The following is a 25,504-nucleotide window of genomic DNA, read 5'->3' as shown; positions in this document are numbered from 1 at the left end:
CCATGGATCATCAAAACGCTGTCACGCTGAGCGTGAACGGCCTGGATTATCGCGGCTGGAAGAAAGTCAGCATCAGCGCCGGTATCGAACGCCAGGCCCGGGATTTTCGCCTGGGTGTGACGTGGAGCTGGCCGGGCCAGGTGCAGGAAATCCCGGTGCGCCAGGGCGACCGCTGCGAAGTGCGGATCGGTGCCGACCTGGTGCTGACGGGTTGGGTGTTCGGCACGCCGATCAGCTACGACGCCCGCAGCGTCGAACGCTCGGTCGCCGGCCGTTCGCTGACTGCCGACCTGGTGGACTGCTCGGCGGTGAACAAGCCCGGCCAGTGGCGCGGGCAGAGCGTGCAGAAGATCGTGCAGGCGCTGGCCGAGCCCTACGAGGTGCGGGTGCTGAGTGAGGTGGCGGAAACCACCAAGCTGGCCGACCACCAGATAGAACCGGGCGAAACTGCCTTCGAGTCCATCGACCGCCTGCTGACGCTTTCGCGGCTGCTGTCGACCGATGACGCCCGGGGGCGGGTGGTGATCATCAAACCGGGCAGCGCCGGCCGTGCCGTCGACCGCCTGGAACTGGGACAGAACCTGTTGACCGGCAGCGCTGAGCTGGATTTTTCGGGGGTGTTTTCCGAGTACCGCGTTACCGGTCAGCGCTCGGGCACCGACACTGACTACGGCGCGGCGGCCAGCGAAGTGAAGGCCGGCGTCACCGATCCGCGCGCCACCCGGCGCCGGGTGCTGCTGATCCACGAAAGTGGCCAGATGACCCCGGAGCTGGCCCAGGCGCGGGCCAACTGGGAGCGCGGGAGCCGCATGGGCAAGGCGCTGACACTGCGTTACAAGATTCAAGGGTGGCGGCAGTCCACCGGCGCCCTGTGGGTGCCGAACATGATCGTGCGCGTGGTCGACCCGCTGATCGGCATCGACCGCGACATGCTCATCAGCGAAATCGAGTACGTGCTCGATGACGCCGGCACCGTGGCCAACATCGTGGTAGGCCCGCCGGATGGCTTCGACCCTGAGCCGAAAGACCCGCACAAGTCGCGCAAGCTCAAGAAGGGCGGCAAGGCCGACAACTTCGAATACCTGATCCCCGCCGACTGGAAGCCTGGCCAATGAAACCCATGAGAAATTTTCTCGCCCGAGGCGTGGTCGCCCTGGTCGATGCTGGCCGCAAGCTGCAGGGCCTGCAGATGCGCCTTACCGCCGACGAAGTAAAAGACGGCATGGAGCACTTCGAGCCCTACGGCTTTACGTCCAACCCGCTGCCCGGCGCCGAGGCGCTGGCGGCGTTCCTGGGCGGCGACCGCTCCCATGGGGTGGTCGTGTGCGTCGCCGACCGGCGCTTTCGCCTGCAGGCGCTCAAGAGCGGCGAGGTGGCCGTGTACACCGACGAGGGCGATTGCCTGCACTTCAAGCGTGGCCGCGTGATTGAGATCCAGACGCTGACGCTCAAGGTCAAGGCCGAGAAGGCCGTGGAGTTCGATACGCCGGTGATCCGCACCACGGGCCAGATCGTTTCCGAGGGCGACCAGATCGCCGCCGGCGTCAGCCAGGTCAACCACCCGCATGAGGGCGTGGCGAAAGGTAACCAGCAGAGCGGTAAGCCGGTGGTGACGGCATGACGCTGCTCGATGCCGAGTCCGAACGCGCCTGGCAGCGCGCCGTGGTGATCAGCCTGTTGACCTGGCGGCGCGCCGAGGCCGGCGACCTGCTGGACGATGACCAGCGTTACGGCTGGTGGGGCGACACGTTCCCGACCCTGGCCAATGACCGGATTGGCTCCCGCCTGTGGCAGCTGCGCCGGCGCACGCTGACCGACGACACGGTGCGCACGGCTGAGGCGTTCGCCCGCGAGGCGTTGCAGTGGGCGGTGGATGACGACCGGGTGAGCGCCGTTACGGTAACGGCGTCGCGCAAGGTCGACCGCCTCGACATGCAGGTGCGGGTCGGCCTGCGCGATGGCCCGGTGATCGATGTTCAACTAGACAACCTGTGGCAGGTGATCAATGCCGTTTGAAATCCCAACACTGCCCGCCCTGGTGGCCAGGGCGCAGGCCGACTTGGCCGGCGGTAGCGCTCTTGTCCGCTCCGACGCCGAGGTGCTGGCCCGCGTACTGGGCGCGGCGTCGTCCGGCCGCTACGGTCACCAGCGCTACATTGCCGACCAGATCCTGCCGGACACGGCCGACGACGAAACCCTGCTGCGTATGGCCCAGGCGCGGCTCAAGCGCGGCCGCCTGGAGGCCGTGAAGGCGAGCGGGGCGGCCACCTTCACCGGCGCCGCTTCGGCGCTGCTCGATGCCGGCACGTTGCTGCAGCGCGATGACCAGGTGCTGTTCAGGGTACGGGCCTCGGTCAAGTTGGCCGGCACCGAAGGCGTCGCCCAGGTCGAGGCCCTGGAGCCTGGCGAGCTGGGCAACACGCCCGCCGGCACCCCGCTGCGCGTAGTGTCGCCGGTGCTGGGCGTCAATGACACGTTCACCGTGGCAGCGCCGGGCCTGACCGGTGGCACCGAGCAAGAGAGTATCGAGGCGCTGCGCGCTCGGGTGATTCGTTCGTACCGCGTCATTGCGCACGGCGGCAGCAAGAGCGATTACGAAACCTGGGCGCTGGAGGTTGCCGGGGTAACCCGGGCCTGGGTGGTGCGGCACTGGATGGGGCCGGGCACGGTAGGGGTGTTCTTCGTGCGCGACGGCGATATCGACATCATCCCGAACGCCGAAGCCATCGCTGCCGTGGCCGCCTACATCGAGCAGGAGCGGCCCGTCACGGCCGAGGTGTACGTGCTGCCACCGGCAGAGAAGTCGGTGCAGTACCAGCTTACAGTCACCCCGGACAGCAGCGCGGTACGGCGCGCCGTGGAAGCCGCCCTGGTGGACCTGCACAACCGTGAATCGGCGCTGGGCGCCACGCTGCTGGCCACCCACATTGCCGAGGCTATCAGCGGCGCCACGGGTGAGCGCGATCACAAGGTCATCAGTCCTGCCGGCGACGTGCAGGCCGCCCCTAATGAGCTGCTGACCTATGGGGGTGTGCTGTGGTCGTGAGGACGGTAGCGGACTACTACGCCCACTTGTGCGCCCTGTTGCCGCCGGGGCCAGCCTGGGATCGTGAATTCAACCCCGGCGTTGACCAGGTGCTGCAGGCGGCGGCCCAGGAGCTGGCCACCGAGGATCGCCGCGCCGCCGACCTGCTGGCCGAGAGCGAGCCCTCCACGGTGCGCGAACTGGTCCCCGATTGGGAGCGGGTCATGCACCTGCCTGACCCCTGCATGGGCGACTCACCGGTGTTTGCCGATCGGCAATTGGCCGTGCGCCGCCGGCTGCTGGAAGTCGGCGGGCAGACGCCGGCCTACTTCGTGGAGCTGGCTTTCTCGCTGGGCTACCGCAATGCCCGCGTGGTCGAGCACCGGGCGCCGCGCTTCGGTCGGTCGCGCTTCGGCTCGGCCCGCTTCGGCACCTGGGGCGCGCAATTCATGTGGACCCTGGAGACGGGGCCGCGCCTGGCCCAAGGCAGCCGCTTCGGATTCAGCCATTGGGGCCAGACCTTCGGCGGTGCCGCCAACGGCGCGCTGGAGTGCCTGGTCAGCCGCGCCGCCCCGGCGCACACCCTTGAAACCATTACCTACGGATAACGCGATATGGACTACCCGAAACGCATTCCCAATGTCGGCCTGGTCGGCGGCAAGTTCGTGGACGAAAACGTCAGCACTGGCCTGCCGGGCTCGTTGATCCCATCCGCCTGGGGCAACGCAGTCACCGATGAGCTGTTGGCTGTGATCAAGGCCGCCGGCCTTGTGCCGAGTGAAGACAACAACGCGCAGCTGCTGCAGGCAATTCAGGGCCTTGCTGCCAGTGACATCAAGCGCGCCGTGCGTGTGGCGACTACGGGGCCAATTGCCCTGTCCGGCCTGCAGACGATTGACGGCGTGGCCCTGGTGGCTGGTGACCGGGTGCTGGTGAAGGATCAGGCCAACGCCGCGCAGAACTGGATCTACACGGCGTCCGCCAATGCATGGTCACGGGCGTTGGATGCGAACGAAGACGCTGAATGCACCCCGGGTCACCTGATCATCGTCCAGGCCGGCACCGCATACGCCGGCACCCTGTGGCAGCTGGCCAACACGCTGCCGCCGCAGGTCGGTACCACGGCGCTGACCTTCGCCATGACCAGCGGGCGAACCGGAGTAGCCGCCGGCACTTATCGGCAGGTGACGACGGATGCATTCGGACGTGTTACAGCGGGCGCGAACCCTACAACGCTTGCCGGCTTCGGCATTCTCGATGCCTATACCAGGTCATGGATTGATGCTAACAAGGCGTCCCTGGTCAGTCCGGCGTTTTCCGGGACGCCGACCGCAGAGACCGCTAACCTGGGAACAAGAACCTCCCAGCTGGCCAACTGTCTGTTCGTGGCCAACACGGTTGATAAGGCCATTGCGTCTCTAGTCGGCTCGGCACCTGCCGCGCTGGACACCATCTATGAAATTGCCGCGATGTTTGGCAACGACCCCAACTTTGCTACGACCCTCATCAACCAAGTGGCGGGGAAGGCTGACAAGGGGGCCACGTTGGCCGCTTATGGAATTCTCGACGCCTATACCAAGGCGCAGGGCCAGGCGCTGGAGGCCATGGTCTACGACCCGTGGGCGACGATGCCTATTGGTGTGCCTATTCCGATCTTCGACAGCAGCGCTTCGGTTCCCATCCCGCCAACTGACCGCGCCTATCGATACATCAAGTTGACAGCTGGTGACCCCTACAACAATGGCGTGCTGACAAATGAAGTCGTGTCTGGCACGGCGCCGCTGTTGGTGTCGTTTGCATCCGTCGCTCTTGCAGGTAGCCCGATGAATACTCATGCGGTTTACCTGATCAACACCGAGCGGCGGGTGTTGCGGGGTGGTCAATCGGGCATCGTGGAGCAGGACCAGTTTCAGGGTCATACGTTGCCGGCAGCGACCGGCAACGGAGCCAACGGGCCATCGTTTGACAGCTGGGGGGCGTCAGCGATGAACGCGACCAAGACGGCGCTGGTGAGTGATGGCGTGAACGGAACGCCGCGCGTGGGCCTGGAAACCCGTGCAAAAAACATTGGCGTAACGTACTACATGAGGATCAAGTGATATGCCATACGCGCAATACAACACAGTCTCCACGGACCCGCTGCCAGGCGGAATCGAAATCAGCGACGAGCAGTATCAAGAGGCCATCGAAGGTATGGTGCTGGGCAAGGCGGTATCGGTCGAGGGTGGTTTCTCGGTTGGCTGGCCGCCGCCTCCGGAAGAGGTGCCGCCGACGGTCGAAGAGCTGCGCGTCTCTGCGCTCGCCCAGCGTGACCGCCTGTTGAGCCTTGCCACGGCGCGCATGGCACCGTATCAGGATGCGGTTGACCTGGATGCGGCCACCGATCATGAGCGAACAACGCTGAAAGCCTGGAAGCTCCACCGCGTAGAACTGAACCGAATCGAGCAGCAATCGGGGTTCCCTGAGCAAGTCGAGTGGCCGCCGTCACCCGACGCAATCGCAACGTCATCTTAAAGCCCCGCACTGACGGGGCTTTTTCTTGCCTGGAGAAAACCATGACCAAATTGCTTCCCCGCGGTGTGCGCAATCGCAACCCGGGAAACATCGATTTCAACCCCGCCAACAACTGGGTTGGCCAGATCGGTAAAGAGCCCGGCGGCCGATTCTGCATCTTCGACACGCCGGAGAATGGCATTCGTGCGCTCGGCAAGCTGTTGCAGACTTACTACAGCAAGCACAGCCTGCGCACTGTGGCGGCGATCATCAAACGCTGGGCACCGGAGGTAGAGAACGACACCGATGTCTACATCCGCACCGTGGCGCAGCGTTGCGGTCTTTCCCCGAGCGATCCGATCAAGGACATCAAGAGCCAGCAGGTCCTGGGCGGCCTTGTGCATGCGATCATCAAGCACGAAAACGCGAATTACGAGTACCCGCCGGCCGTATTCGCGGAAGGCCTGCGGAGGGCGTTAGCTTGAATAGCTGGGGCGTGCGGGTGACTGCAGTGCTAGCGGTGGCCGGGTCGTATTGGCTCGTGTACCAGCACGGTCGATCTGTGGGGCTCACAAAGAGCAACGGCGCATCGATGCGCAAGAGGAGGTGAGGGCGAATACGGATTTTCAACTCCACGGTATTGTATTTCACACAATTTTAAACTCTCAGTATGATAAAAGCGTAGTGCTTCCATCCCAGGAGTGCCGTAGTTAAATTTTAATAAAAAGCCCGCGATAAGCGGGCTTTTTAATGATATGTATTGTGCTAGGAAGCTACGAAGTCGACGACGCAGTAAGAGGTGTTTCGCGCGGTGCGATCTTCTTTTTTAGCCACTTGCGCAGGGTCAAGTGCTTATCTTCTAGCAGCCATGCGCAGACTGCCGAGAACAGAACGCAGATAAGGATTGATAGCCAAGCATTGATAGGCTTTGCAGAGTTAATTTGCGTGCTCAGCAGCACCCGGATTGGCTCATGCGTCAGGTACATTGCATACGACAGGAACGCGCCTTTGGTAGCAATCCACTTAACAGGAGTAGAAACGCGAAGATTGGTGCTTGCAAGGATAATGAACATCATGGCCACACCAGAGAGAAGCAAAAGCTGCTGATCATACATATTCATGTGGCTAGCAAGGGAAAGCTTTTTGAATCTCCACAGCAGGCCGAATATTACAGCTGCAAGCGGAACGAGTACTTGCTTCCAGTTTACCCGAGGCATGAATACGTAAATGTATGCAAAAGCGGCACCCAGGAACCACTCCCACGCTACCGACTCCCAAATCGTGAAGTACCCAACTACCAAAGTTGCAGGGATGGCGAGAACAGTAGCAAACATTCGCTCAACAGCGGACATGTCACGCCAGAAGAAAGCGATGCCGAAGAATACGTACAGCCACCACTCAACGGCAATTGTCCAGAGAACGGTATTGCCACCAAATACGGCAATTGGTGGTATGCCTTCTATCATTCGTGCAAATGGCGTGTGCTGCAACTGCAGTAGGTGGCCAATCCAGTCCCAGGCTGTTGGGGCAGTCCGGCCAATAAATAGAACAAAAACCACGAAGGAAATTATTAGTGCAGGAACGTACAGGACATAAATTCTGCTGAATCTGTCAATCATGTACTCACTAAAACTGTATTTTTTGCGGGTCAGGCAATGATAGGTAATTAGAAATCCTGATAGCCAGAAAAATACTACTACCGCTAAGCTCTGAAAGGGCATTATTTTGCCAAACCAACTTATAGGTGTGACGCCCGATAGTGTATGGCCAACAAGTACGGCAAATGCCGCCAGTGCTCGTATTGCGTTAAGTGTCGTAGATTGACCAATGGTCAGTGTGTTGCTCACGTGGCAGTCCCTTCCTTAGAAATTCTCAAGGTCGATTTTTTTGATCAAATGGCAATCATACCAAAATTTCGCTTCCAGATACTATCGGTGACTTTGGCTGCGCGCCCGACAAGTCGCGGGCTTTTTTCGCCTGGAGAAAACCCATGTCCCCATCCACCGCACGCGGTGTACGCAATAACAACCCCGGCAACATCGACTGCAACTCCCGCAACGCCTGGCAGGGGCAGTTTGGTGTCGAAGTGAGCGTGGCCAAGCCGCGCTTCGCCCGTTTCGCCTCGCCCGAGAACGCTATCCGCGCTCTGGGCAAGCTGCTGATCAACTACCGGGGTGGGGACAGCATGCCCGGCGTGGATGGGAAGGATATCGACACGGTGGTGGAGACTATTAACTGCTGGGCGCCGAGCAATGGGACTGACACCCAGGCCTATGCAGCCGCTGTGGCTAAGCGTCTGGGGGCGCGCGTCACCGACCCGATCGACATCAAGAACCTCTCCAAGCTGTTCGTGGAGAGCATCATTATCCACGAGAACGGCGAAAGCCCGTACAAGGGCGCGGTCATTAATGAGGACGTGCGGAGGGCGCTGGAGTGAATGGCTGGGCCATTCGCGTGATTGCGCTGCTGGCAATGGTCGGTTCGTACTGGCTCGTCTATCAGCACGGTCGATCTGTGGAGCGTGCCGAGGCTACAGCGGCATCAGCGCAGCGGGACAGTGGCGACCGCCTGGCTGAGGTGCTGGGTGAGCGAGGGGAGCGGGCAAAGGAGCAACAGCGCGTCGAAGCGCAAGAGGAGGTGAGGGCGCATGCTCAGGAACAACGAACAGTCGCTGAAGGCGCTGCTGCTGGGGCTGATGCTGCTGGCCAGCGGCTGCACGACGAAGCCGGCAAACTCGCTGCCGCCGTCGGTTGCCCCGGCCAGGATCCCGCCTTTGCCGCTCGAAGCGAGGCAGCCCGCCGCGCCGCCATGGTGCTCTCCGACCTGCTCAACAGGTCTGTCGAAACGAATCGAGAGCTGGCGGCAGCGTTTGACCGCGCCAGAATAGCTGGGCTTGCCTGTGAGAAATCCTATAATGCGCTGGTTAAGCCGCCAGGATAGACCTCGGTCGTTCGAGGTAGGTGTGGAGGAGTAAGTATTTTGCTCTGCTCAGGTCTAAAGGACGTAGTCGATGCGTAGTTTGTTCATGTGTGCTGCACTGTGTTTGTCAACCGTTGCTCAAGGTTCGAATTTCGAAATGGACAGTGCAAAGCCGCAGGTACTGAAAGTGGATCGTTGTGCGAATGCTGCGTTTATTGCTGTATCCATTTTGGAAGACAGTGATGATGGAGTTAAACAACATCTCGCATTAACGGGCGCTTTGGAGGGGCTGAGCAAAGGTAAGCTGGGAGAGGCAACACCTACTGCGCTGGAACTGAAGGTCACCCATCAGTATGCCTATCGAGAGTCTATTGGTATGCCCAGGCCTTTCGGCAAGCGTGAACATGACTGGTTGATCGCCCAAGCGGCAGGGGGATGTGTCATGTGGATGCCGCTTGAGGGCTAGAGGCTTAGGGCTTGATGCGCCGCAGCGCGATCAGCACGTTTCGGCAGGAGAAATGTCGTGAAACGAACCATCGAAGGAATGATTGAGGCGGGTGAGCCGATGATACGCGAGGCAATTGAGGCCTTGCGCACCTACCATAACGCTCAGGACGCCGGGGCTCCGGCAGAGGAGGTCGAACGCCTTCGGATAATTGCCGAGTCCGCTTACCAGGCTGTGACCGACTACCAGCTCTACACGCTTGGGCACCAGCCACTTTCCCGCCATTGAGCTTCGTTCCGCTCAACAGGACATCGGGCTGTTATGGCCCGCGGGTCATTCACACGCAGCGATGGGTTGGACTGCTTGTTTTAGCCTGCCGATGGCTTAAGGCAGCCTAAGCAGTATTGTTGCGAATCGTTCCGATTTCTGTGCTTGAAATAATTCCTTACAACTAGACCTTGGTATTATTTCTTTTTGCAGAAAAAACCGGATGAGCGGTAGTAAGCCCCAATTTCTTGCTCGGCGGACATTATGTAATCTCGCCGGCATTTAGCGCTAGGCTTCGCGGGGGCTTTGGGATGGTAGAGCAAGAGCAAAATCTGGTCATTGCTGACTGGACGGGTAGGTACCTTGGTGCGGGTGTGCTAAGAGAGTCAGAATATGATCAAGCCATAGCAGTAGCCCAGCGTCTTCAGCATTCCGGCTTGGTAAGCTCAACTGAGTGGATTGCAATGGTTCGCCAGGCTAATGCAGCGCTGCTGATGTGCGCTGAAGGCGACTGGATTTAGCCGGTTTCGTCTTATCGAGAAAAGAAAAGCCCGCAGGGAAGCGCGGGCGAACGTAGGAGATCGGATGAGCGTTTACTGTGCAGGATTTGACGTGAAAAAAGTGTGAAGGCAAAAAGGCCTGATTCTCCTCTGGTTTCCTAGAGCTTCTAAAATCGGTTCCAAAACTGAAATTACGACCCTTGGGCTATGCGGCCTGTAGCCGAGCCACCTCGGGTTAGTTTTGGAATCGATTTTTACGTTGACGCCTTGATAAATGGGCACTTATGGTACGGTCTTGAAAACCGTCGATGGGCAACTATCCTAGAGTTCGAATCTCTACGCTTCCGCCATTTTTGAAGCCCTGACAATGTCAGGGCTTTTTGCGTTTCTGGGGGGATTGTCCAGGGGGACGTTCTTGGAGGGACGAGCAGTTAAGGACCCGGAATCCAAGAATTTCACAGTTGATCCTCAGGTTTTCATCACCACCCAGCCTGATTGCATTCTGCAAATGATTTTGTCGTTAGCACCGTTGCGCGCCAGCTCCACCCGCTGTGCAATCAGAGCCATCTGTTTAACCCACAATGAAGAGCTTGGCTCCGATAGTCGTCGATGACCGGTGCGCCTCCGCATTGTCGCCCACCTGATAGCTCATGCCCGGCTGCAGGGTGAAAGTCCGACCATCCTCCAGCTCAGTGTCCAGTCGACCTTCCAGGCAAAACAGAATATGCCCCTTCCGGCACCAATGATCGGCCACATATCCAGGGGTGTACTCAACCCATCGAACCCGAACCTCCCAAAACAGACAGGTACGCCAATACGCCGTACCGTTCTCGCCCGGATAAGCGACGGGATCGATCTTTGACCAGTCCGTGGTGCCAAACGGGATTGCTGTCAGTTCCATGACAACCTCGTAGAAACAGTGAGGCCTGAACCGTACCGATGAAGTCGCTCTGCCGATAGGCACAGACCGCTGGGAATTTGAACATACAGACAGCCCAGCGAACCGGTCTCAGAGCCCAATCTGCTTCAAAACCGCCGCCACAATCGCTTCCGGCCTGTCTTCCTGCATCAGGTGGCCTGAGTTCTCCACTCTGGCGCAGGGCTGCTGGGAAATAAGCCCAGCAAGACGCTCCCCTTGGGAATACGGAATCCATGCGTCCTCCGCGCCCCAAAGTACCGACACGGGGCAATCCAGCTTCCCGTAGAGTGGTTCAATTTCCTCGGTATAGACCTGATCCATCTGTGCGATCTGGCGGTAAAAGGCCGCCTGACCAATCGGCCCCAGCCATGGTGCGCTGTAAACCTGCAGGGCTTCGTCACTGAGGGGATTGGCCGCAGAGGTTTGCAGATAGGCGGCCAGCAGTGCGCGGTGCATGTAGTCGGGCATCCCTGAAAAGGCAGTTTCATGCTGTCGGACATGCTGAACGAACGCCGAGCCCCAGGGTGCCAGGGCTACCGCATCAAAAAGGGTGAGGGACGCATAGCGCAGACCGTTCAGGTAGTAAGCGCGCAGCGCTGTCGCGCCGCCAAAATCATGGGCCAGGACGTCGGGGCGCTCGATGCCCCACTCCTCGAAAAGCGCAGCCATGACGTTGTTCTGAATCGCCAGTGAAACGTCCTGGCCTTCTCGCATTTCAGACATGCCATAGCCAACCAGGTCGAAGTAATACACGGTTCTGCGGTCAGTGAGGTACGGTATGACGCGCCTCCAGACCTGGGAAGAGAAAGGGGTGCCGTGGACGGCGACCAGCGGCGCGCCTGTGCCCATTTTCCCCCATCTGACGGTGTTGCCTTCGATGCTCGATGTGTAGGGTAAATCCAACATGGCTCACCTCATCTAGTCAAAGATTCTACAACGCCCGTGCAAACCCATTGCTCGGCATCGCTCCGTGTAGCAGGGTAGGCCTCCATGACCCAAGTAATCAGAACTGGTAACCAACCCCGGCGTAATACCCCCAACCATCGGACCGACCGCGGAAATCGCCGTCGCCGAAATTCAGCTGGCTGCCGTCCTGCCAGTTGCCGCCATTGTGGAAATGACGGCCCACCAGGGTGAAGCGCAGGTGAGTGAAGGCGTACAGCAACACGTTGGTGGATACCGTGGCATTGGCCGTGCGGTTGGGGTTGTCCTTGTGCAGGTCCGAGCCGAAATCGAAGTTGGTGAAACCGATATAGGTCAGCGAGGCGCCGTTGTCGAACTTGCCAAGGGGCACGATGTACTTGAGCTGGGCCCGGTAACCGTCCCACGAATACTCGTTGCTGGCGCCATAGTTTTCCCACTGGTAGCGGCCGTAGAAGTTGGCCGACAGGTTGACCCGCGAATGGGTGTCGATGTCGGTGCCCAGGCCGCTGAAGAGGGTATTGGCACGGTTGGCGCTGTTGCTGCCGTGGTCGTAGATCCAGTCGAAGGCTAGGTACCACTCCTTGAACGGGCCGACGGCCAGGCTGCGTCCGGCCAGGTAGTCGATGGAGATCCGCGGCTCATGCTCCATGAACAACGGTGAGCCGTGGTCCCACGCGCCTTTGTCATGGCTGTTGCCGATGTCGAGGATCTTCGGGATGTCGATGTAGCCGTACAGCTCGAACGGCCCCTTGCGGCCGAAGTACTCGTATTCGAGGTAGATATCATCGACCGGGCGGGGGCCGAAACTGATGTCCTTGGTGCCGATCAGGGTGAAGTTCTGGTTGTACCAGTCCGACAGATAGGGGCCCGATTTGGCAGGCGCGGCGGCCGGGCTCAAGGTCTCGCCCTGGGCCGACTCGCTTGCGGGATTGTCTTGGGCCTGGGTGGTGACGCTGAGTAGTCCCGTAACAGCGCCCAGTAGCAGTTTGGCAGGCAGGGAGAAGTGGGCGGTTGCGGGTAAAGACGGTCGGTGCATTGAAAATCCTTGTTCATGCAGTGGTAAGCCCCTGGAGGCTGCGATGTGGCGAAAGCTGCAGCGATTGTTCGCTCAAAGGTTTGGAGCAAACGTTTGCATAGTCTGTACCAAATCACCCGAGGTCTTTGAAATAACAAGCCGATTCGGCGCTTGAGCTGATCATTGAGTTAGAAAAACGCCCCGAAATCAGGCATGGCGCGTGCGCATGAACGCATGGAGGGGTCTGATCGTTCTGTGTTGCAACAACCCGTTCGATTGAAAAAATCCAGCAAAAAATGCTTTCTGGCATGGCCGCCGCCCTCGGAAGGCATGTGTGCCCAGGGAACAGAGGAGCAGGCCGAGGCCGCGCCCTCCGCTGAACCGCGGCGAAGCGGGCTTCAGCTAAGCCATGAGGGCGACGTACCGTTGAACTTGAACGTTGGTCTGCGAGCGCCTTCGGCAATGCCGGCTGGCTGTTGACCCTGCTTCGGGGCTGAGCGATGGGGAGCCCGGAGCACACCGCATACCCATCGCCATTTGCCGGGTATCACTTCACTGCAACGTCTCGGGCTTCCTCCCCTGGGAAGCCTCCTTCAATCCCTGTTCCATCCGCCCGATCACCTGCGCCAGTATCGCCGCTCTTTCCAGCTCTCCTGACGCCTTCATTCGGGCATGATCCCTTCGCAGGTTCAACAGGCATTTTTGCAGTCCAAGTGCCGAGCTGTCGTAGTTGTCCATGCTGTACTCGTTGGTCGTGGGCATCCGTGCCGTTGTAAGTGAGGCTCGACGGTATCAGCTCAATTCTCCCGCCAATACTGATTATTCATACACCGGCTCACAATCCCGTAGAAACGTCCTACGGAGACGAAAGAGGTGTCTTACAAGATGGTTTGGGTGACTGTTTCGGGATGCTTCCGCTCATTTTGCGGCAGGCCCCGAAAAACAAGGCCTGCCGCGCAAAAGACCGGTTGTAGCGATAATGCGAGCATCCCGGCACCCGACACGCGCTACTGAAACGATATGTTGCAATTACCCCTACAGATGGTCCGCATCCACTACCGCCTTGACGAACGCCTCAGGCGCTTCCTGCGGCAGGTTGTGGCCGATCCCGCCGCTCACCAGGCGATAGGCGTACTTGCCGGTGAAGCGCTTGGCATAGGCGTCGGCCGGAGGGTGTCGCTGGCGAAGCTATGTCTGAAAGGATCTTTCTAAAAAAATCCCTTCAAGACAGTTGCTCCCACTCCGACCGCGCCGCCCTCAGGCCAAGTGCCGTCGAGTGGGGCGATACAGGCTCAGTCTTGCTTGTTCGCTTGCATTTGCAACCACTGCACCACCTGCTCGGCGGCCGAGCTTGCCAGCGGTGCATGGCTGGCCAACAAATGGAAGCCAGCGTCGCTGTGCAATTCATGGCCTTCCAGGGCCAGCACCAAGGTCCCGGCCTTGAGCGCGTTCTCCACCAGCAGGCGGGGCACCAGGGCGATGCCCATGCCTTGCTCGGCGGCCTCGATGGCGAGGATGGTCTGCGAGAACACCGGACCGTTGAAGCGTGCGCCGGGCAACGCGTAGTGATCGAACCAGCGCTTCCAGTTGTTGTGGCTGTCGGAGATCAGCGGGTGGTGCGCAAGATCCGCGGCTTGCCGCCAAGGGTGCGCGCCGCGCAACCCCGGCGCGCACACTGGCACCGCCACGCCGGGCAGCAGGGGCAGGGCGTAGGCTTCGACGAAGGGCGGCGCCCCCCAGCGCACGGCCAGGTCCACCGCACCCTTGCCGCTCAGGGGGCGGGTACTGTCGGAGGCGTCGATCATCAGGGCCACCTGCGGATGCGCCTCGGCCAGGCGCCCCAGGCGTGGGATCAGCCAGCGGCTGGCGAAGGCGGGGGTGGTGCTGAGCAGGACCTGCTGCGGATCGCGCTGGTTGTCCCGCTCCAGCAGTTCGCCGGTGGCGTCCTCGATGATCTCCAGGGCCAGGCGCACGCGGGCCAGGTAGTCGGCGCCGCCCCGGTTGGGCCGCAGGCCGCGGGGCAGGCGCTCGAACAAGGGGCGGCCGAGCTTGTCTTCCAGGGTGCGCACCTGCTGGGCGACCGCGCCCGGCGTGACATGCAGCTCGTCGGCGGCAGCGCGGAAGCTGCCCAGGCGGGCGGCGGCCTCGAAGGCCACCAGGTGATTGACGATGGCGGGGGCGTTGCGTCGCTTGGGCGCGCTCATCCAGTAGATTTCCTGCAGGCTGCTGCCAGTATTCGTGATTGGTGCGTTGAGCCGGATTCTGGCTTCATGGGCCCACTTGATCAACTCCCGGAAGGAGCGGTATATGTCTTCTCAGAAAGTGGCAATCATCACCGCAGGTGGCAGTGGCATGGGCGCGGAGGCTGCGCGGCGGCTGGCTGCCGACGGTTTCAGGGTGGCGATCCTGTCGTCCTCGGGCAAGGGCGAGGCCCTGGCGGCCGAGCTGGGCGGCATCGGTGTGACGGGCTCCAACCAGTCAGCAGAGGACCTGCAGCGTCTGGTCGATACCGTGATGCAGCAATGGGGGCGTATCGATGTACTGGTCAACAGCGCCGGGCATGGCCCGCGTGCACCGGTGCTCGAGCTCAGCGACGAGGACTGGCACCGAGGCATGGAGGTGTATTTCCTCAACGTGGTGCGCCCGACCCGCCTGGTGACCCCGATCATGCAGCGGCAGCAGGGCGGGACCATCATCAATATCTCGACCTTTGCCACCTTCGAGCCGGATCCGGCGTTCCCGACCTCCGGCGTGTTCCGTGCCGGGCTCGCGGCCTTTACCAAACTGTTCGCCGACCGTTACGCGGCCGAGAACATCCGCATGAACAACGTACTGCCAGGCTTCATCGACAGCCTGCCGGAGAAGGAGGAGTTCCGTAGCCGGATTCCCATGGAGCGGTACGGCAAGGCCGAGGAGATCGCGGCCACTGTCAGCTTCCTTGCCTCCGAGGGCGCGGGTTACATCACCGGGCAGAACCTGCGGGTCGATGGGGGTATTACCCGTTCGGTGTAAGAGACATTCCGAGCCTGTAGCAGGGCGGCGACTTCCGTTAGGATGTCGCCCCTGTTTCCCGCTATCCGGATTCCGCCCATGAGCACACCGACATTCCGCCAGGCCACCTCCAGCGACGTGGACCGTTGCTACCAGATCGAGACCAGCGCCTATGAAGGCGACGAAGCCGCCACCCGGGAAAAGATCGCCACGCGCATCGCCCAGTATCCGGAAGGCTTTCTCGTGCTGGAAACCGAGGGCCAGGTGATTGGCTTCATCAACAGCGGTTGCGCCGACCAGGTGGTGATGTCGGACGAGGCTTTCAAGGAACTGGTCGGGCATGACCCCCAGGCGCCCAATGTGGTGATCATGTCGGTGGTGCTCGACCCCGCGTACCAGGGCCAGGGCCATGCCAGCCGGTTGATGGCGCGCTTCGTCGCGCAGATGCGCGAGCGCGGCAAGGCCACCATCCACCTGATGTGCAAGGAGCGCCATGTCGGGTTGTACGAGAAGATGGGCTACGCCTATGTACGCCCGTCGGCTTCCGACCATGGCGGTATGGCCTGGCATGAAATGGTCATGGTGCTGTAGAGGCCCTTGGTCTAGCATCGACGCTTTTCGCAGCCAGGGAGAGGCTTGTGAAGTACGTCGTGATCGAGACACATCGCAGTGAGTACCCCGCGCCCATCACCTTCGCCCGTGGCACGCTGCTGGAGATCGGCCAGCGCTATGAGGGCGACGAGCAGTGGGAGGACTGGTACCTGTGCAGTTGCCAGGGCCAGGCAGCGGGTTGGGTGCCAGCCCAGTTCATCGAGCGGCTGGGCGTGGGCCGGGGCAGGGCGCTGGAAGCCTATTCGGCCCATGAACTGGACGTCGACCCCGGCCAGCAGCTCGATAGCCTGCGCCCCTTGAATGGCTGGGCCTGGTGCCGCCGTGTGAGCAATGGCGAGCTCGGCTGGGTGCCGCTGGCCAAGCTGCGCGCCCTGGCGTGATCAGCCTGCGGCCAGCACCGCCGTGCTGTCCAGAATGCGCGCATAGTCCATGGCCAGGTTGCTCAGGGCCAGGGCATGGACATCCTCCGCCGACCACAGCCGGCCTTGCAGATCGCGCTGGTCGAAGGTGTAGCAGGCGTCGCCCACCACCACCGTTGCAAACCCCAGGTTGCCCGCCGAGCGTGCAGTCGATTCCACCGAGTTGTTGGTGACCACGCCGAGGATGACCAGTTGATGAATGCCGCGCTGGTGCAGCCAGTGTTCCAGGCCGCTGTTGCAAAAAGCATCGGGCAGGTGTTTTTCAAACACGGCCTCGTGAGCCTGCGGGACGAACGCGGGTTGAAACTCGCAGCCGGGCTGACCTGGCCGGAACACCGAATCCGGATCGCGGGAGATATGCCGCACGTGCACCACCGGGCGCATGCTCGCGCGCCAAAAGGCCAGTAGTTCGCTGATGCGCTGTTCGGCTTCGGGGTTGTTGCGACGGCCCAGGCGAGGGTGGTTGATGCCGTTCTGCATGTCGATGATCAGCAGGGCGGCATTGCTGGCGAGCGCGGTCATCTGCGGTAGTTCTCCTTGTCTGGGCTTCGGACCGTAGCACAGGTGTGCTGCCTGCGCGGATGTATCGCTGGGCAAGCCCGCTCCCACGCCAAGCGCATTGACCTCCGGTTGTGCACACGCGTGGGAGCGGGTGCCCCGCGATGGTCGGCTACCATCTGATCCGCTTTTTTTCCGCGAACCTGAATCTGTAACCGTATCAGCCGCTGCCGGACAATACGTTCAGGCCCAGCCTTCCAATCCGGTGTGCGCTGGGCAGGCTGCCCTGCTGCACTACCGCAGCGGCCAGCCCCGCCGTTACGTCATTACACTGTAGAGGTTCCGATGGGCAAGCTCGCGCTGTTTCTGGGTGGTTTTCTGCTGCTGACTATCATGATTGGCCTGCTGGGCACCATTCCGCCAAGCTGAGCCGCAATTTTTCCTGTCCCGGCCCGCCTGCCGCAATGGCGGGCCAGACCCTTCCCTCCAGGCTTCCCCGCCAAAGACCGCGGTCGTCTAGACAAGCGGTAGCTGCATGTCGTTCTCAAGTTCAAGGCGCTCGTGTAATCTCCCGCCCCCAATCAAAGGGCCCGGGCACACGGGCTATTCACTTGCCTTGGAGACAATACACACTATGGAATGCAAGAAAGGCACTGCAGCGATGCTGGAGTGGCGCGGTCGTTTTCTCGGCGAGGGCATCCTCCACGAAGAGGATTACGATCAGGCACTGCGCCGTGCCGAAGAGTTGGAGCGTTCCGGTGTGATCAGTGCAAGCGAATGGATCGAGTTGGTCAAGCTGGCCAACGTGGCTTTGCTGCGTTTGTAATTTTTCCTTCAAGCCTTGCGGAAACTGTCCACAAAAATCGTGGGTAGGTCTGTGGATAAAACGCTACAGGCCAGTATTGGCAAGCACTCTGTTAGATTGAGCAGAAATTGAGCAGCCCTGTTCAGGGCTGTTCCCCCAGGCGCGGACGGCCATCGCGCAGTGCCTGCAACAGGTCGCGAGCCCGCGCTGGCAGGTCGCCGGCGGGGTATACGGCATGCATCTGCGGGTCGTGCCCCGTGCTGGATGTCAGGTGAAAGTCAGGGCAGACCCGCACCAGCCGTCCGGCGCGTACCTCCGGCTCCCCCAGCCAATCCGCCAGCCGCGCGATGCCGGCCCCCGCCAGCGTGCTTTGCAATACTGCAGCCCCCGAACCCAGTCGCAGACGTGGCCGTGGGCGCAGGCTGGAGATACGCCCGTTCTTGCTGAAATGCCAGGCCTTGAGGATGCGCGGCGCGGTATGCAGGATCAGTGCATGCCGTTCCAGGTCTTCCAGCCCTTGGGGGGTGCCAGCCTGGGCCAGGTAGTCGGGGCTGGCGTACAGGTGGCGGCGGTAACGCCACAGTGGATAGCCAATCAGCTCGCTGGACTGCGGGAAGGCTCCGCGGATCACAAAGTCCAGCTTGCCCTGCAGCGGATCCAGGGCCTGGTCGCTGTACTGCACGTCGAGGGTGACATGGGGGTGGCGACGAGAGAACTCGGCCAGCACTCCCGGCAATACATGCTGGGCTAGCACTTCGGGCGCGGCCAGGCGAATCCAGCCCTGGGCGTTGCCAGTCAGCGCGGCCAATTCGTCGGCGGCATCCCGTTGCACATCCAGCAAGCGTTCGGCGTGGGGCAGCAGGCGTTCGCCAGCTTCGGTCAATGACACCGCGCTGGCGCTGCGGTTGAGCAGCTTGGCGCCGCTGTTGTCCTCCAAGGCCTGTACGGCCCGTGTAACCGCGCTGGGCGAACGGCCCAGCGCGCGGGCGGCGCTGACGAAGCTGCGCTTGTGCGCGACACTGACGAACGCTTGTATTTCACGCAGCATGTCCAGGGCCATGCGGGAGCTCCTTGTTGCAGTTTTTGCAATGTGGCATTTCAACACAACAGCACCACTTTGATTAGTCTGGCAGCCTGTTTTGTGCCGCCTGGTCCCCCGAGATGATGGATATTGCCCTGCTTTCGCTGTTTGCCTTTGCCGCTGGCCTGATCGACGCTGCCGTCGGTGGCGGTGGGTTGATCCAGATCCCCGCGCTGTTCAACGTGCTGCCCAACGCCCAGCCGGCGGCGCTGCTGGGCAGCAACAAGCTGGCTTCGGTGTGCGGGACCTCGTTCGCGGCGCGCTCTTTCATCCGCAAGGTCAAGCTGGACTGGGGGTTGATCGTGCCGGCGGCGCTGAGCGCCTTCGTGATGTCGTTCTTCGGCGCGGCCACCGTGTCCCTGGTGCCGGCAAGCGTGATGCGGCCGATGGTGCTGGTGCTGATCGTGCTGATGGCCATCTACACGTTCTGCAAGAAGGATTTCGGCACCCTGCACAAACCCATGGCCATCGGCCGCAAGGAGCAATGCCTGGCGGTGCTGATCGGCGGCGCCATCGGCTTCTATGACGGGCTGTTCGGGCCGGGCACCGGCAGTTTCCTGATCTTCCTGTTCATCCGTTTCTTTGCCCTGGATTTCCTGCATGCCTCGGCCTCGGCGAAGCTGGTCAACATCGCCACCAACCTGGCCGCGCTGGTGTTCTTCATACCGTCGGGCAATGTGCTGTGGGCCATTGCACTGCCGATGGCGCTGTTCAATGTCCTTGGCGCGCTGACCGGCACCTGGCTGGCGGTGCGCAAGGGCGCGGGGTTCGTGCGAGGGCTGTTTCTGGTGCTGCTGTGCGTGCTGATCGCCAAACTGAGCTGGGACCTGCTGGCAGGTTGACTCACACCACCTGGCGCTGCCCGTCGGCCTGTTCGACGCGGTTGCGGCCCTGGGCCTTGGCCCGGTAGAGCGCCTGGTCGGCGCTGGCCAGCAGCTCGTCGAGGCTGGGTGCCAGGGTGTCGGCAGCGCACCCGCTCACACCGATGCTCACGGTGATCCGCAGCGGCTGCCCGGGCTGTGCGATGTGTTGGTCCTGCACCGCCCGGCGCAGGCGCTCGGCGGTAAACCTGGCCAGCTCCGGCGCCAGCCCCGGCACGACGATGACGAACTCCTCGCCGCCCAGGCGGGCGAACAGTTCACCGTCGTGCAACTGGTCCTGCAGGGTCGTGGCGAACTGGCGCAGCACCTGGTCGCCGACAGCGTGGCTATGCTGGTCGTTGATGGTCTTGAAGTGGTCGATGTCGAGCATCATCAAGGTCAGCGGCGCTTGCTGGCGGTTGTCGAGCAGGGCGTGGGCACGGCGGATGAAGGCGCTGCGGCTGAGGGCACCGGTCAGGTGGTCGATGGTCGCCTGATGCGCCAGGCGCGCCATCAGGCTGCGGTTGGCGCTGCTGACGCAGGCCAGCACCAAGGGGCCGAGCACCAACATGGCGATGCCCAGGCGCGCCGACATCAAGGTAGTGACCCCTGTCTCGCTCTGCGGGATGTTAAAGTGCATGAGGTTCTGCGCTACAGCGACGATCAAGGTGCTGCCCGAGGTGAGGGCCAGCAACGAGACGAGGAAGGGCGAATAGCTGAGCGCGCACCACAACAGCGCGGCAATCGGGAAGGCGATGGCGCCGGGGCCGCCGAAGACGATGCTGACGCTCAGCGAGGCCAGCAGCACCAGCAACGGCGCCAGGCGCACCGTTTGGCTGGCACTGCCCGGCCGCGTCAAGGCTCTGGGTGATGGCGCGGTGAGTAGCACCGGCAGCACCAGCACGCTGGTGGAGAACTGTTCGCTGAACCAGGCCAGCCAAGTGGCGCGCAGCGATTGTTCGAACCACGGCGCGGCCATCACGCAGGCCAGGCTTGCGGCGACAATCGCCCCAGCGGCGCAGGCGCCGAACAGGCACAAAGTACCATGCGGGGTGCGCAGGCGACGATGCACGCGCGGCAGCCGAGCCATCAAGAACCAGATGGTGGCGATGGCGCCGAGGTTGCACAGATTGAACCACACGGCCGGACGCCAGGCACTGCCACAGGCCAGGTCGGCAGCGACCATGGCCAGGTAGATCAGGGCGAAGCCGCCGGGGTTGGCCTGGCGGGAATTGCGCAGCAGCACGCCCGCGAGCACCGCGTTGACTGGCCAGAACAGCGACAGTGACTCGATCGGGCGGGCGAGGATGCCGCCCAGCGTCAGCGCCAGGGTCAAGCCGAACAGGATCAGCGGGGGCAGCAGGCGCGACGGGACTGGAGACACCATGGGCTCGACCGGCAAGCGAAGACAGAATCCAGGAAAACGGCTGTAGGCACCTGGGACGATGTCATGTCAGTGTCTTTCAACTGGTCATTTGATGTCAATTCGCCGCAATCAGCGCGGTTCGTGCCGACGATTACAGCCCGAATACCCACGGCACCATCAGCACGGTCACCAGCATCACCAGCAGGGTGAACGGCACGCCAACCTTGACGAAGTCGGCGAAGCGGTACTGACCGGGCCCCAGGACCAGGGTGTTGACCGGCGACGACACCGGCGTCATGAACGCCGCCGATGCCGCCAGGGCCACGGTCATGGCGAACGGGTAGGGCGACATGCCCAGCTGCTGCGCAGTGCTCACCGCCACCGGGGCCATCAGCACCGCAGTTGCGGTATTGGAGATGAACAGCCCGATCAGCGCCGTCACGGCGAACAGGCAGGCAAGGATCACGCTGGGCCCGGCACCGCCGAGCGCACCGACCAGCGCACCGACGGCCAGGTCGATGCCACCGGTCTTCTGCAGAGCCAGGGCAAAGGGCAGCATGCCGACGATCAGCACCAAGCTCTGCCAGTGGATGGCGCGGTAGGCGCTGTTCATGTCGATGCAGCGCCCGGCGCCCATCAGCAGGCAGCCGATCAGCGCGGCGATGACGTTGGGCACCAGGCCGCTGACCATCAGCCCGACCATTACCGCCAGGCTGATCAGTGCATAGGGTGCTCGGGCGCGCGCCGGCGCGACCTGGTCGATTTCCGCCGGCAGGCTCAGCACCAGGAAGTCGCGCGGCTTGCCCTGCAGCTGGCGTACAGCCTTCCACGGGCCGACCACCAGCAGGGTGTCGCCCAGGCGCAGCTTTTCTTCCACCAGTTGCCCTTCGATGGCTTGCTGGTCACGGCGCAGGCCGACCACGTTGAGGTCGTAGCGGGTACGGAAGGCCAGTTCGAGGATGCTTTTGCCGATCAGTTGCGAGCCGGGCGGCAGCGAGATCTCCGCCATGCCCAGCTCCTGGGACTGGTCGATGAAGTAGGCGGCCTTGAAGTGCAGCGGTTCGAGCAGCATGGTCTGGCACAGGCTGCGCAGGTCGTCGCGGTTGGCGAACAAGTCCAGCAACAGCACGTCGCCCTGCTGCAGCAGGGTGCCGGAGTCGGCGCTGATCACCCGGGTGGTGAACTTGTGCTGGCGCTCGATGCCGATCACGTTGGCGCCGTGGCGGGTGCGCAGTTCCAGCTCGCCAAGGGTATGACCGATCAGCGGCGAATGGGGGCGGATGCGCAGGCGCCGCTCGCGCCCGTTGAGCTTGTAGTCCAGCACCAGGTCGAGCAAGGTGCGGCGGCTCTCGACCCGGCCGTCCTTGCGCACCTCGCCGTTGAGCCAGTGGCGGGTCAGCAGCATGTAGCCGATCCCGAGCACCAGCACCACCAGGCCGAAAGGGGTGAAGCTGAAGAAGCCGAAGCCCTGTTCGCCGTGGCGCACCAGTTCGCTGTGCACCACCACGTTCGGTGGCGTCGCCACCAGGCTCAGCATGCCGCTGATCAGGCCGGCGAAGCTCAGTGGCATCATCAGCCGGCTGGGCGAAAGCTGCTGGCGCGCGGCAATGCTCAGCACCACCGGGATAAAGATCGCCACCACGCCGGTGGAGCTCATCACCGAGCCCAGCCCGGCCACGGCCACCATCAGCAGCACCAGCAGGCGCGCCTCGCTGTTGCCGGCGCGCTCGCTCATCCATTCGCCGATGCGGTAGGCGATGCCGGTGCGCACCAGCCCTTCGCCGATCACGAACAGCGCGGCGATCAGCACCACGTTGGGGTCGCTGAAGCCGGCCATGGCCTGCTCCACGGTGAGGATGCCCGACAGCGGCAGGGCGACGATCACCAGCAGGGCGACCACGTCCATGCGCGGGCGGTTGAGGATGAACAGGAGGACGACGACGGCCAGCAGGCCAAGGACCCAGAGCAGCTCATGGTTCATGGGGAGGGGGTGTTCCTTCACACAGGCACGAAAGGCAATGGCTCTAGTGTGGCAGCTTGACGCGACGGCGTCGTTGACGTGCTGCAGTGTTTTGCCGGGTGATGACCCGGCAAGGGGCGGGGGCGCGGCCCGCTGGAGCAGTCGCTAGCGGCCGCGCCGCCGCGACACCCGCGCCTCGATGTTCTTGCGCCCGATCAACAGCGGCGGTTTCTCCACCACCGGCTCGTCGGCCAACCACTTGTACATCACCAGGCAATCGACCAGGCCCAGCTCGCCATGGCGGTAGGCCTTGGGCAGGCGGCCGACAGTCTCGAAGCCGAGCTTGTGCCACAGCGCCACTGCCACTCCGTTGGTCGCCACCACCGAATTGAACTGCAGGGCCAGGAAGCCTTCCTGGCGGGCGAGCTTCTGCGAATGCTCGCACATCAGCCTGGCCACGCCGCGGCCACGGGCGTTTTCGCACACCATGTAGCCGCAGTTGCCCACATGCCCGCCAGGGCCGGCGGCATTGGGCTTGAGGAAGTAAGAGCCGAGCAGCTCGCCGTCCGCCTCGGCCACCAGGGTGCGCAACGGGTTCTCCAGCCACAGCGTGCGGGCCTGGTCGATATTCAGGGCGGGGTCGAAGGCGTAGGTCTGGCGAGCCTGGACAATGGCCTGGAAGGTCGGCCAGAAGCGCTCGAAGTCTTCCGGGGTCATGGGGCGAATCTGGATCATAGCGGTTCCTGCACGGGCTGGGCCGCCAAGTCTGGGTGGCGCGGCGTCGTCGCGCAAGGGCGGCGACGCCTTGGTGTGTCAGGCGCCGGTCTTGCCCACCGCGTCCAGGGCCCGGGCCGAGTAGACCAGTGCCGCGCCGGCGTTCATCGCCACCGCTACCCCCAGGGCCTCGGCGATCTCCTCGCGGGTGGCGCCATGCTTGACCGCCTGCTGCGAGTGAACGGCGATGCAGCCGTCGCAGCGGGTGGTGACCGCCACGGCCAGGGAGATCAGTTCGCGGGTCTTGGCGTCCAGGTGGTTGGTGTTGGCCCCGGCGCCACTGGCAGTCATGTAGCCGGCCACGGTATCGGGGGACAGTTGCCTGAGATCGCCGATGCCGGCAATCAACTGCTTACGGTAGGCGTCCCAGTCCATCATGCTCATCGTCTTCACCTTGTCAGGTTGGCAACAGGAGCTTTCAGGCTAGTCGAAGACGGGGTGTGCAGCGGAGAAAACACTCGCGGGGCAAGCTCGCTCCCACTGTTGGCAGGAGCGGGTTTGCCCCGCGAGGACGACGTCCGGATCAGATGTAGATGAACACCAGTACCAGCGCCGCGACCACTGCCCACTTCTCCAGGTAGTAGCGGGTGCGGTTGCGCTTTTTCATGGCCTTGCCGCGCTCACGGATCTTGTAGATGCGCGTGAACAGGCGGTTGATACCCCCGGTCTTGTCATTGGCGTCGTTGGGCGCGGCGGCGGCGGCCATCACGTTGCGGCTGAACCAGCGGTTGAACGCGGCTGCCCAGCGGTACTTGAGCGGGCGCTCGACGTCGCAGAACAGGATGATGCGGTTGTGCTCGGTGGTGTTGGCGGCGTAGTGGATGTAGGTCTCGTCGAACACCACGCCCTCACCGTCGCGCCAGGAGTACTTCTCGCCGTCCACGTCGATGTAGCAGCCATCGTCATTGGGCGTGTCCAGGCCCAGGTGGTAGCGGTACGAGCCGGCGTAGGGGTCGCGGTGGCGCACCAGCTTGGCGCCCGGCGGCAGGGTGGCGAACATCGCCGCCTTGACCGTGCCGATGCCTTGCAGCAACTCGGTGGTACGTGGGCACAGGGTCATCGCCGAGGGGTGGCTCTCGCCGTACCACTTCAGGTAGAAGCGCTTCCAGCCGGTCTTGAAGAACGAGTTGAAGCCGACATCGTCATAGTTGTCGGACTTCTTGATCTCGCCGGCCTGCAGCAGTTGCTGGCCTTCCTTGCGGATCTCCTGCCAGTGGTCCTGCAGTACCTGCAGCTCGGGGAAGGCACTGACCGGCAGGTAAGGCTTGGCCGGGTGCTTGGAGAACAGGTACAGGAAGGCGTTGACCGGGGCCAGGAAGCTGGAGTGGTCGCCCAGCTGGCGGGTCAGCTTGTGACGTACCCGACCGCGCAGGTGAACATAGGCGATCGAGAGGACGAAGATCAGTACGAGTGCAATTTTCATGGACGTTTACTTGTCGAAAAATGGCCATGCGCCATGGCGTAAGCCAGCCAGCATAAACAATCGTGGCGCGGGTTTGTACTTATTGTTACGACAAAACCGCCCGACTTAGGTGGCATGGCCTACAGCTTGCGCAAACGATTCATCCGTATGTGCGGGTATTTTCTGGCGACCCGGCGTTTACAATCGGGTGGACGTCCATCCAGCAAGG

Annotated in this window: 30 protein-coding genes and 1 pseudogene; 17 read left to right on the top strand and 14 right to left on the bottom strand. The window is 62.3% G+C overall.

Annotation, left to right across the window (positions count from 1 at the left end; translation table 11 throughout):
- The first annotated feature begins 2 nt into the window (after window positions 1-2).
- From C3F42_RS05045 to C3F42_RS05010, 8 genes are read left to right on the top strand one after another with little or no spacing between them, the layout of a single operon-like run.
- Window positions 3-1,115, top strand: a complete 1,113-nt coding sequence (locus tag C3F42_RS05045) for a phage baseplate assembly protein (protein WP_104444100.1) — start codon at window positions 3-5, stop codon at window positions 1,113-1,115.
- Window positions 1,112-1,621 carry a phage baseplate assembly protein V gene (locus C3F42_RS05040; RefSeq protein WP_104444099.1) on the top strand — a complete coding sequence of 170 codons (510 nt, stop codon included), beginning with the start codon at window positions 1,112-1,114 and terminating at the stop codon, window positions 1,619-1,621. The genes C3F42_RS05045 and C3F42_RS05040 overlap by 4 nt, the downstream gene beginning before the upstream one ends.
- Window positions 1,618-2,016, top strand: a complete 399-nt coding sequence (locus C3F42_RS05035) for a phage GP46 family protein (protein ID WP_104444098.1) — start codon at window positions 1,618-1,620, stop codon at window positions 2,014-2,016. Before C3F42_RS05040 ends, C3F42_RS05035 begins: the two co-directional genes overlap by 4 nt.
- Entirely contained in the window at window positions 2,006-3,046 is a 1,041-nt protein-coding gene (locus C3F42_RS05030; protein WP_104444097.1) for a baseplate J/gp47 family protein, read from the top strand. Before C3F42_RS05035 ends, C3F42_RS05030 begins: the two co-directional genes overlap by 11 nt.
- Complete coding sequence (locus tag C3F42_RS05025) at window positions 3,037-3,633, top strand: YmfQ family protein (RefSeq protein WP_104444096.1); 597 nt, start codon at window positions 3,037-3,039, stop codon at window positions 3,631-3,633. Before C3F42_RS05030 ends, C3F42_RS05025 begins: the two co-directional genes overlap by 10 nt.
- A 6-nt stretch (window positions 3,634-3,639) precedes the next feature.
- Entirely contained in the window at window positions 3,640-5,124 is a 1,485-nt protein-coding gene (locus C3F42_RS05020) for a hypothetical protein (protein WP_104444095.1), read from the top strand.
- Between the two features lies 1 nt (window position 5,125).
- The gene (locus tag C3F42_RS05015) at window positions 5,126-5,539 is read left to right on the top strand and encodes a tail fiber assembly protein (protein ID WP_256586271.1); all 414 of its coding nucleotides are present in this window, start codon (window positions 5,126-5,128) and stop codon (window positions 5,537-5,539) included.
- Between the two features lie 41 nt (window positions 5,540-5,580).
- On the top strand, window positions 5,581-6,003 hold the full coding sequence (locus tag C3F42_RS05010; RefSeq protein ID WP_104444094.1) for a structural protein: 423 nt from the start codon (window positions 5,581-5,583) through the stop codon (window positions 6,001-6,003).
- 288 nt (window positions 6,004-6,291) lie between these two features.
- Here C3F42_RS05010 and C3F42_RS05005 read toward each other — a convergent pair whose 3' ends face one another.
- On the bottom strand, window positions 6,292-7,365 hold the full coding sequence (locus C3F42_RS05005; protein WP_104444093.1) for an acyltransferase: 1,074 nt from the start codon (window positions 7,363-7,365) through the stop codon (window positions 6,292-6,294).
- Between the two features lie 143 nt (window positions 7,366-7,508).
- On the opposite strand from C3F42_RS05005, the gene C3F42_RS05000 reads away from it, so the two are divergent.
- From C3F42_RS05000 to C3F42_RS04985, 4 genes are all read left to right on the top strand, one after another.
- Window positions 7,509-7,955 carry a structural protein P5 gene (locus C3F42_RS05000; RefSeq protein WP_104444092.1) on the top strand — a complete coding sequence of 149 codons (447 nt, stop codon included), beginning with the start codon at window positions 7,509-7,511 and terminating at the stop codon, window positions 7,953-7,955.
- Window positions 7,952-8,458: a DUF2514 domain-containing protein gene (locus tag C3F42_RS04995; RefSeq protein ID WP_104444091.1), complete on the top strand. Its 507-nt coding sequence runs from the start codon at window positions 7,952-7,954 to the stop codon at window positions 8,456-8,458. The genes C3F42_RS05000 and C3F42_RS04995 overlap by 4 nt, the downstream gene beginning before the upstream one ends.
- A gap of 70 nt (window positions 8,459-8,528) precedes the next feature.
- Window positions 8,529-8,903 (top strand): hypothetical protein, encoded by a 375-nt coding sequence (locus C3F42_RS04990; RefSeq protein ID WP_256586270.1) that lies wholly within the window; start codon window positions 8,529-8,531, stop codon window positions 8,901-8,903.
- A gap of 78 nt (window positions 8,904-8,981) precedes the next feature.
- Window positions 8,982-9,170: a hypothetical protein gene (locus C3F42_RS04985; RefSeq protein WP_104444090.1), complete on the top strand. Its 189-nt coding sequence runs from the start codon at window positions 8,982-8,984 to the stop codon at window positions 9,168-9,170.
- A 1,050-nt stretch (window positions 9,171-10,220) separates the two neighbouring features.
- On the opposite strand, the gene C3F42_RS04975 is transcribed toward C3F42_RS04985, so the two are convergent.
- The 6 genes and pseudogenes from C3F42_RS04975 to C3F42_RS04950 form a co-directional block, all read right to left on the bottom strand.
- Complete coding sequence (locus C3F42_RS04975; RefSeq protein WP_104444088.1) at window positions 10,221-10,550, bottom strand: DHCW motif cupin fold protein; 330 nt, start codon at window positions 10,548-10,550, stop codon at window positions 10,221-10,223.
- A gap of 108 nt (window positions 10,551-10,658) precedes the next feature.
- Window positions 10,659-11,474 (bottom strand): alpha/beta fold hydrolase, encoded by an 816-nt coding sequence (locus C3F42_RS04970; protein WP_104444087.1) that lies wholly within the window; start codon window positions 11,472-11,474, stop codon window positions 10,659-10,661.
- Between the two features lie 97 nt (window positions 11,475-11,571).
- Window positions 11,572-12,528, bottom strand: a complete 957-nt coding sequence (locus tag C3F42_RS04965) for a nucleoside-specific channel-forming protein Tsx (RefSeq protein WP_104444086.1) — start codon at window positions 12,526-12,528, stop codon at window positions 11,572-11,574.
- 531 nt (window positions 12,529-13,059) lie between these two features.
- Window positions 13,060-13,245: a hypothetical protein gene (locus tag C3F42_RS04960; protein WP_102682584.1), complete on the bottom strand. Its 186-nt coding sequence runs from the start codon at window positions 13,243-13,245 to the stop codon at window positions 13,060-13,062.
- A gap of 297 nt (window positions 13,246-13,542) precedes the next feature.
- A pseudogene (locus C3F42_RS29775) lies at window positions 13,543-13,683 on the bottom strand (alpha/beta hydrolase); the annotation flags it as partial.
- Between the two features lie 116 nt (window positions 13,684-13,799).
- A complete protein-coding gene (locus C3F42_RS04950) occupies window positions 13,800-14,711 on the bottom strand; it encodes a LysR substrate-binding domain-containing protein (RefSeq protein ID WP_104444085.1) in 912 nt (303 codons plus the stop codon).
- Between the two features lie 103 nt (window positions 14,712-14,814).
- Here C3F42_RS04950 and C3F42_RS04945 point away from each other — a divergent pair, with 103 nt between their 5' ends.
- The 3 genes from C3F42_RS04945 to C3F42_RS04935 all read left to right on the top strand — a co-directional run bounded on the left by C3F42_RS04945 (window position 14,815) and on the right by C3F42_RS04935 (window position 16,490).
- Window positions 14,815-15,519, top strand: a complete 705-nt coding sequence (locus tag C3F42_RS04945) for an SDR family oxidoreductase (protein WP_023631240.1) — start codon at window positions 14,815-14,817, stop codon at window positions 15,517-15,519.
- A gap of 78 nt (window positions 15,520-15,597) precedes the next feature.
- Entirely contained in the window at window positions 15,598-16,089 is a 492-nt protein-coding gene (locus C3F42_RS04940) for a GNAT family N-acetyltransferase (RefSeq protein WP_023631241.1), read from the top strand.
- Window positions 16,090-16,136: 47 nt separating this feature from the next.
- Entirely contained in the window at window positions 16,137-16,490 is a 354-nt protein-coding gene (locus C3F42_RS04935; RefSeq protein WP_023631242.1) for an SH3 domain-containing protein, read from the top strand.
- Here the strand turns inward: C3F42_RS04935 and C3F42_RS04930 are convergent, their stop codons facing one another.
- Window positions 16,491-17,051 carry a cysteine hydrolase family protein gene (locus C3F42_RS04930; RefSeq protein ID WP_094010415.1) on the bottom strand — a complete coding sequence of 187 codons (561 nt, stop codon included), beginning with the start codon at window positions 17,049-17,051 and terminating at the stop codon, window positions 16,491-16,493.
- A 610-nt stretch (window positions 17,052-17,661) separates the two neighbouring features.
- On the opposite strand from C3F42_RS04930, the gene C3F42_RS04925 reads away from it, so the two are divergent.
- Complete coding sequence (locus C3F42_RS04925) at window positions 17,662-17,853, top strand: hypothetical protein (protein ID WP_031315428.1); 192 nt, start codon at window positions 17,662-17,664, stop codon at window positions 17,851-17,853.
- Between the two features lie 121 nt (window positions 17,854-17,974).
- On the opposite strand, the gene C3F42_RS04920 is transcribed toward C3F42_RS04925, so the two are convergent.
- The gene (locus C3F42_RS04920) at window positions 17,975-18,892 is read right to left on the bottom strand and encodes a LysR family transcriptional regulator (protein ID WP_094010414.1); all 918 of its coding nucleotides are present in this window, start codon (window positions 18,890-18,892) and stop codon (window positions 17,975-17,977) included.
- Between the two features lie 101 nt (window positions 18,893-18,993).
- On the opposite strand from C3F42_RS04920, the gene C3F42_RS04915 reads away from it, so the two are divergent.
- A complete protein-coding gene (locus C3F42_RS04915) occupies window positions 18,994-19,755 on the top strand; it encodes a TSUP family transporter (RefSeq protein ID WP_023631840.1) in 762 nt (253 codons plus the stop codon).
- A gap of 1 nt (window position 19,756) precedes the next feature.
- On the opposite strand, the gene C3F42_RS04910 is transcribed toward C3F42_RS04915, so the two are convergent.
- The 5 genes from C3F42_RS04910 to lpxO all read right to left on the bottom strand — a co-directional run bounded on the left by C3F42_RS04910 (window position 19,757) and on the right by lpxO (window position 25,296).
- Window positions 19,757-21,175, bottom strand: a complete 1,419-nt coding sequence (locus tag C3F42_RS04910; RefSeq protein ID WP_104444084.1) for a GGDEF domain-containing protein — start codon at window positions 21,173-21,175, stop codon at window positions 19,757-19,759.
- Window positions 21,176-21,290: 115 nt separating this feature from the next.
- Window positions 21,291-23,120, bottom strand: a complete 1,830-nt coding sequence (locus C3F42_RS04905; protein WP_104444083.1) for an SLC13 family permease — start codon at window positions 23,118-23,120, stop codon at window positions 21,291-21,293.
- A gap of 144 nt (window positions 23,121-23,264) precedes the next feature.
- Complete coding sequence (locus C3F42_RS04900; protein ID WP_094010411.1) at window positions 23,265-23,834, bottom strand: GNAT family N-acetyltransferase; 570 nt, start codon at window positions 23,832-23,834, stop codon at window positions 23,265-23,267.
- A 78-nt stretch (window positions 23,835-23,912) separates the two neighbouring features.
- Window positions 23,913-24,257: a carboxymuconolactone decarboxylase family protein gene (locus C3F42_RS04895; RefSeq protein ID WP_104444082.1), complete on the bottom strand. Its 345-nt coding sequence runs from the start codon at window positions 24,255-24,257 to the stop codon at window positions 23,913-23,915.
- A gap of 139 nt (window positions 24,258-24,396) precedes the next feature.
- On the bottom strand, window positions 24,397-25,296 hold the full coding sequence (lpxO, locus tag C3F42_RS04890) for a lipid A hydroxylase LpxO (protein ID WP_023632669.1): 900 nt from the start codon (window positions 25,294-25,296) through the stop codon (window positions 24,397-24,399).
- Window positions 25,297-25,504: the final 208 nt, after the last annotated feature.

Source organism: Pseudomonas sp. PONIH3 (assembly GCF_002934345.1).
Taxonomy (GTDB): Bacteria; Pseudomonadota; Gammaproteobacteria; order Pseudomonadales; family Pseudomonadaceae; genus Aquipseudomonas; species Aquipseudomonas soli.
Note: the sequence above shows the minus strand (reverse complement) of the source record. Positions and strands in the feature narration are given on the sequence as shown.

Bases quoted from the DNA above. Each gene is read 5' to 3' on its own strand.
- C3F42_RS04925 (WP_031315428.1), top strand. From the start codon at position 17,662: ATGGAATGCAAGAAAGGCACTGCAGCGATGCTGGAGTGGCGCGGTCGT.
- C3F42_RS04965 (WP_104444086.1), bottom strand. From the start codon at position 12,528: ATGCACCGACCGTCTTTACCCGCAACCGCCCACTTCTCCCTGCCTGCC.
- C3F42_RS05045 (WP_104444100.1), top strand. From the start codon at position 3: ATGGATCATCAAAACGCTGTCACGCTGAGCGTGAACGGCCTGGATTAT.
- C3F42_RS04920 (WP_094010414.1), bottom strand. From the start codon at position 18,892: ATGGCCCTGGACATGCTGCGTGAAATACAAGCGTTCGTCAGTGTCGCG.
- C3F42_RS05015 (WP_256586271.1), top strand. From the start codon at position 5,126: ATGCCATACGCGCAATACAACACAGTCTCCACGGACCCGCTGCCAGGC.
- C3F42_RS04975 (WP_104444088.1), bottom strand. From the start codon at position 10,550: ATGGAACTGACAGCAATCCCGTTTGGCACCACGGACTGGTCAAAGATC.
- C3F42_RS04915 (WP_023631840.1), top strand. From the start codon at position 18,994: ATGATGGATATTGCCCTGCTTTCGCTGTTTGCCTTTGCCGCTGGCCTG.
- C3F42_RS05020 (WP_104444095.1), top strand. From the start codon at position 3,640: ATGGACTACCCGAAACGCATTCCCAATGTCGGCCTGGTCGGCGGCAAG.
- C3F42_RS04945 (WP_023631240.1), top strand. From the start codon at position 14,815: ATGTCTTCTCAGAAAGTGGCAATCATCACCGCAGGTGGCAGTGGCATG.
- C3F42_RS04895 (WP_104444082.1), bottom strand. From the start codon at position 24,257: ATGAGCATGATGGACTGGGACGCCTACCGTAAGCAGTTGATTGCCGGC.
- C3F42_RS04985 (WP_104444090.1), top strand. From the start codon at position 8,982: ATGATTGAGGCGGGTGAGCCGATGATACGCGAGGCAATTGAGGCCTTG.
- lpxO (WP_023632669.1), bottom strand. From the start codon at position 25,296: ATGAAAATTGCACTCGTACTGATCTTCGTCCTCTCGATCGCCTATGTT.
- C3F42_RS04940 (WP_023631241.1), top strand. From the start codon at position 15,598: ATGAGCACACCGACATTCCGCCAGGCCACCTCCAGCGACGTGGACCGT.
- C3F42_RS04930 (WP_094010415.1), bottom strand. From the start codon at position 17,051: ATGACCGCGCTCGCCAGCAATGCCGCCCTGCTGATCATCGACATGCAG.
- C3F42_RS04905 (WP_104444083.1), bottom strand. From the start codon at position 23,120: ATGAACCATGAGCTGCTCTGGGTCCTTGGCCTGCTGGCCGTCGTCGTC.
- C3F42_RS05010 (WP_104444094.1), top strand. From the start codon at position 5,581: ATGACCAAATTGCTTCCCCGCGGTGTGCGCAATCGCAACCCGGGAAAC.
- C3F42_RS05040 (WP_104444099.1), top strand. From the start codon at position 1,112: ATGAAACCCATGAGAAATTTTCTCGCCCGAGGCGTGGTCGCCCTGGTC.
- C3F42_RS04900 (WP_094010411.1), bottom strand. From the start codon at position 23,834: ATGATCCAGATTCGCCCCATGACCCCGGAAGACTTCGAGCGCTTCTGG.
- C3F42_RS05030 (WP_104444097.1), top strand. From the start codon at position 2,006: ATGCCGTTTGAAATCCCAACACTGCCCGCCCTGGTGGCCAGGGCGCAG.
- C3F42_RS04990 (WP_256586270.1), top strand. From the start codon at position 8,529: ATGCGTAGTTTGTTCATGTGTGCTGCACTGTGTTTGTCAACCGTTGCT.
- C3F42_RS04960 (WP_102682584.1), bottom strand. From the start codon at position 13,245: ATGGACAACTACGACAGCTCGGCACTTGGACTGCAAAAATGCCTGTTG.
- C3F42_RS05035 (WP_104444098.1), top strand. From the start codon at position 1,618: ATGACGCTGCTCGATGCCGAGTCCGAACGCGCCTGGCAGCGCGCCGTG.
- C3F42_RS05000 (WP_104444092.1), top strand. From the start codon at position 7,509: ATGTCCCCATCCACCGCACGCGGTGTACGCAATAACAACCCCGGCAAC.
- C3F42_RS04970 (WP_104444087.1), bottom strand. From the start codon at position 11,474: ATGTTGGATTTACCCTACACATCGAGCATCGAAGGCAACACCGTCAGA.
- C3F42_RS04950 (WP_104444085.1), bottom strand. From the start codon at position 14,711: ATGAGCGCGCCCAAGCGACGCAACGCCCCCGCCATCGTCAATCACCTG.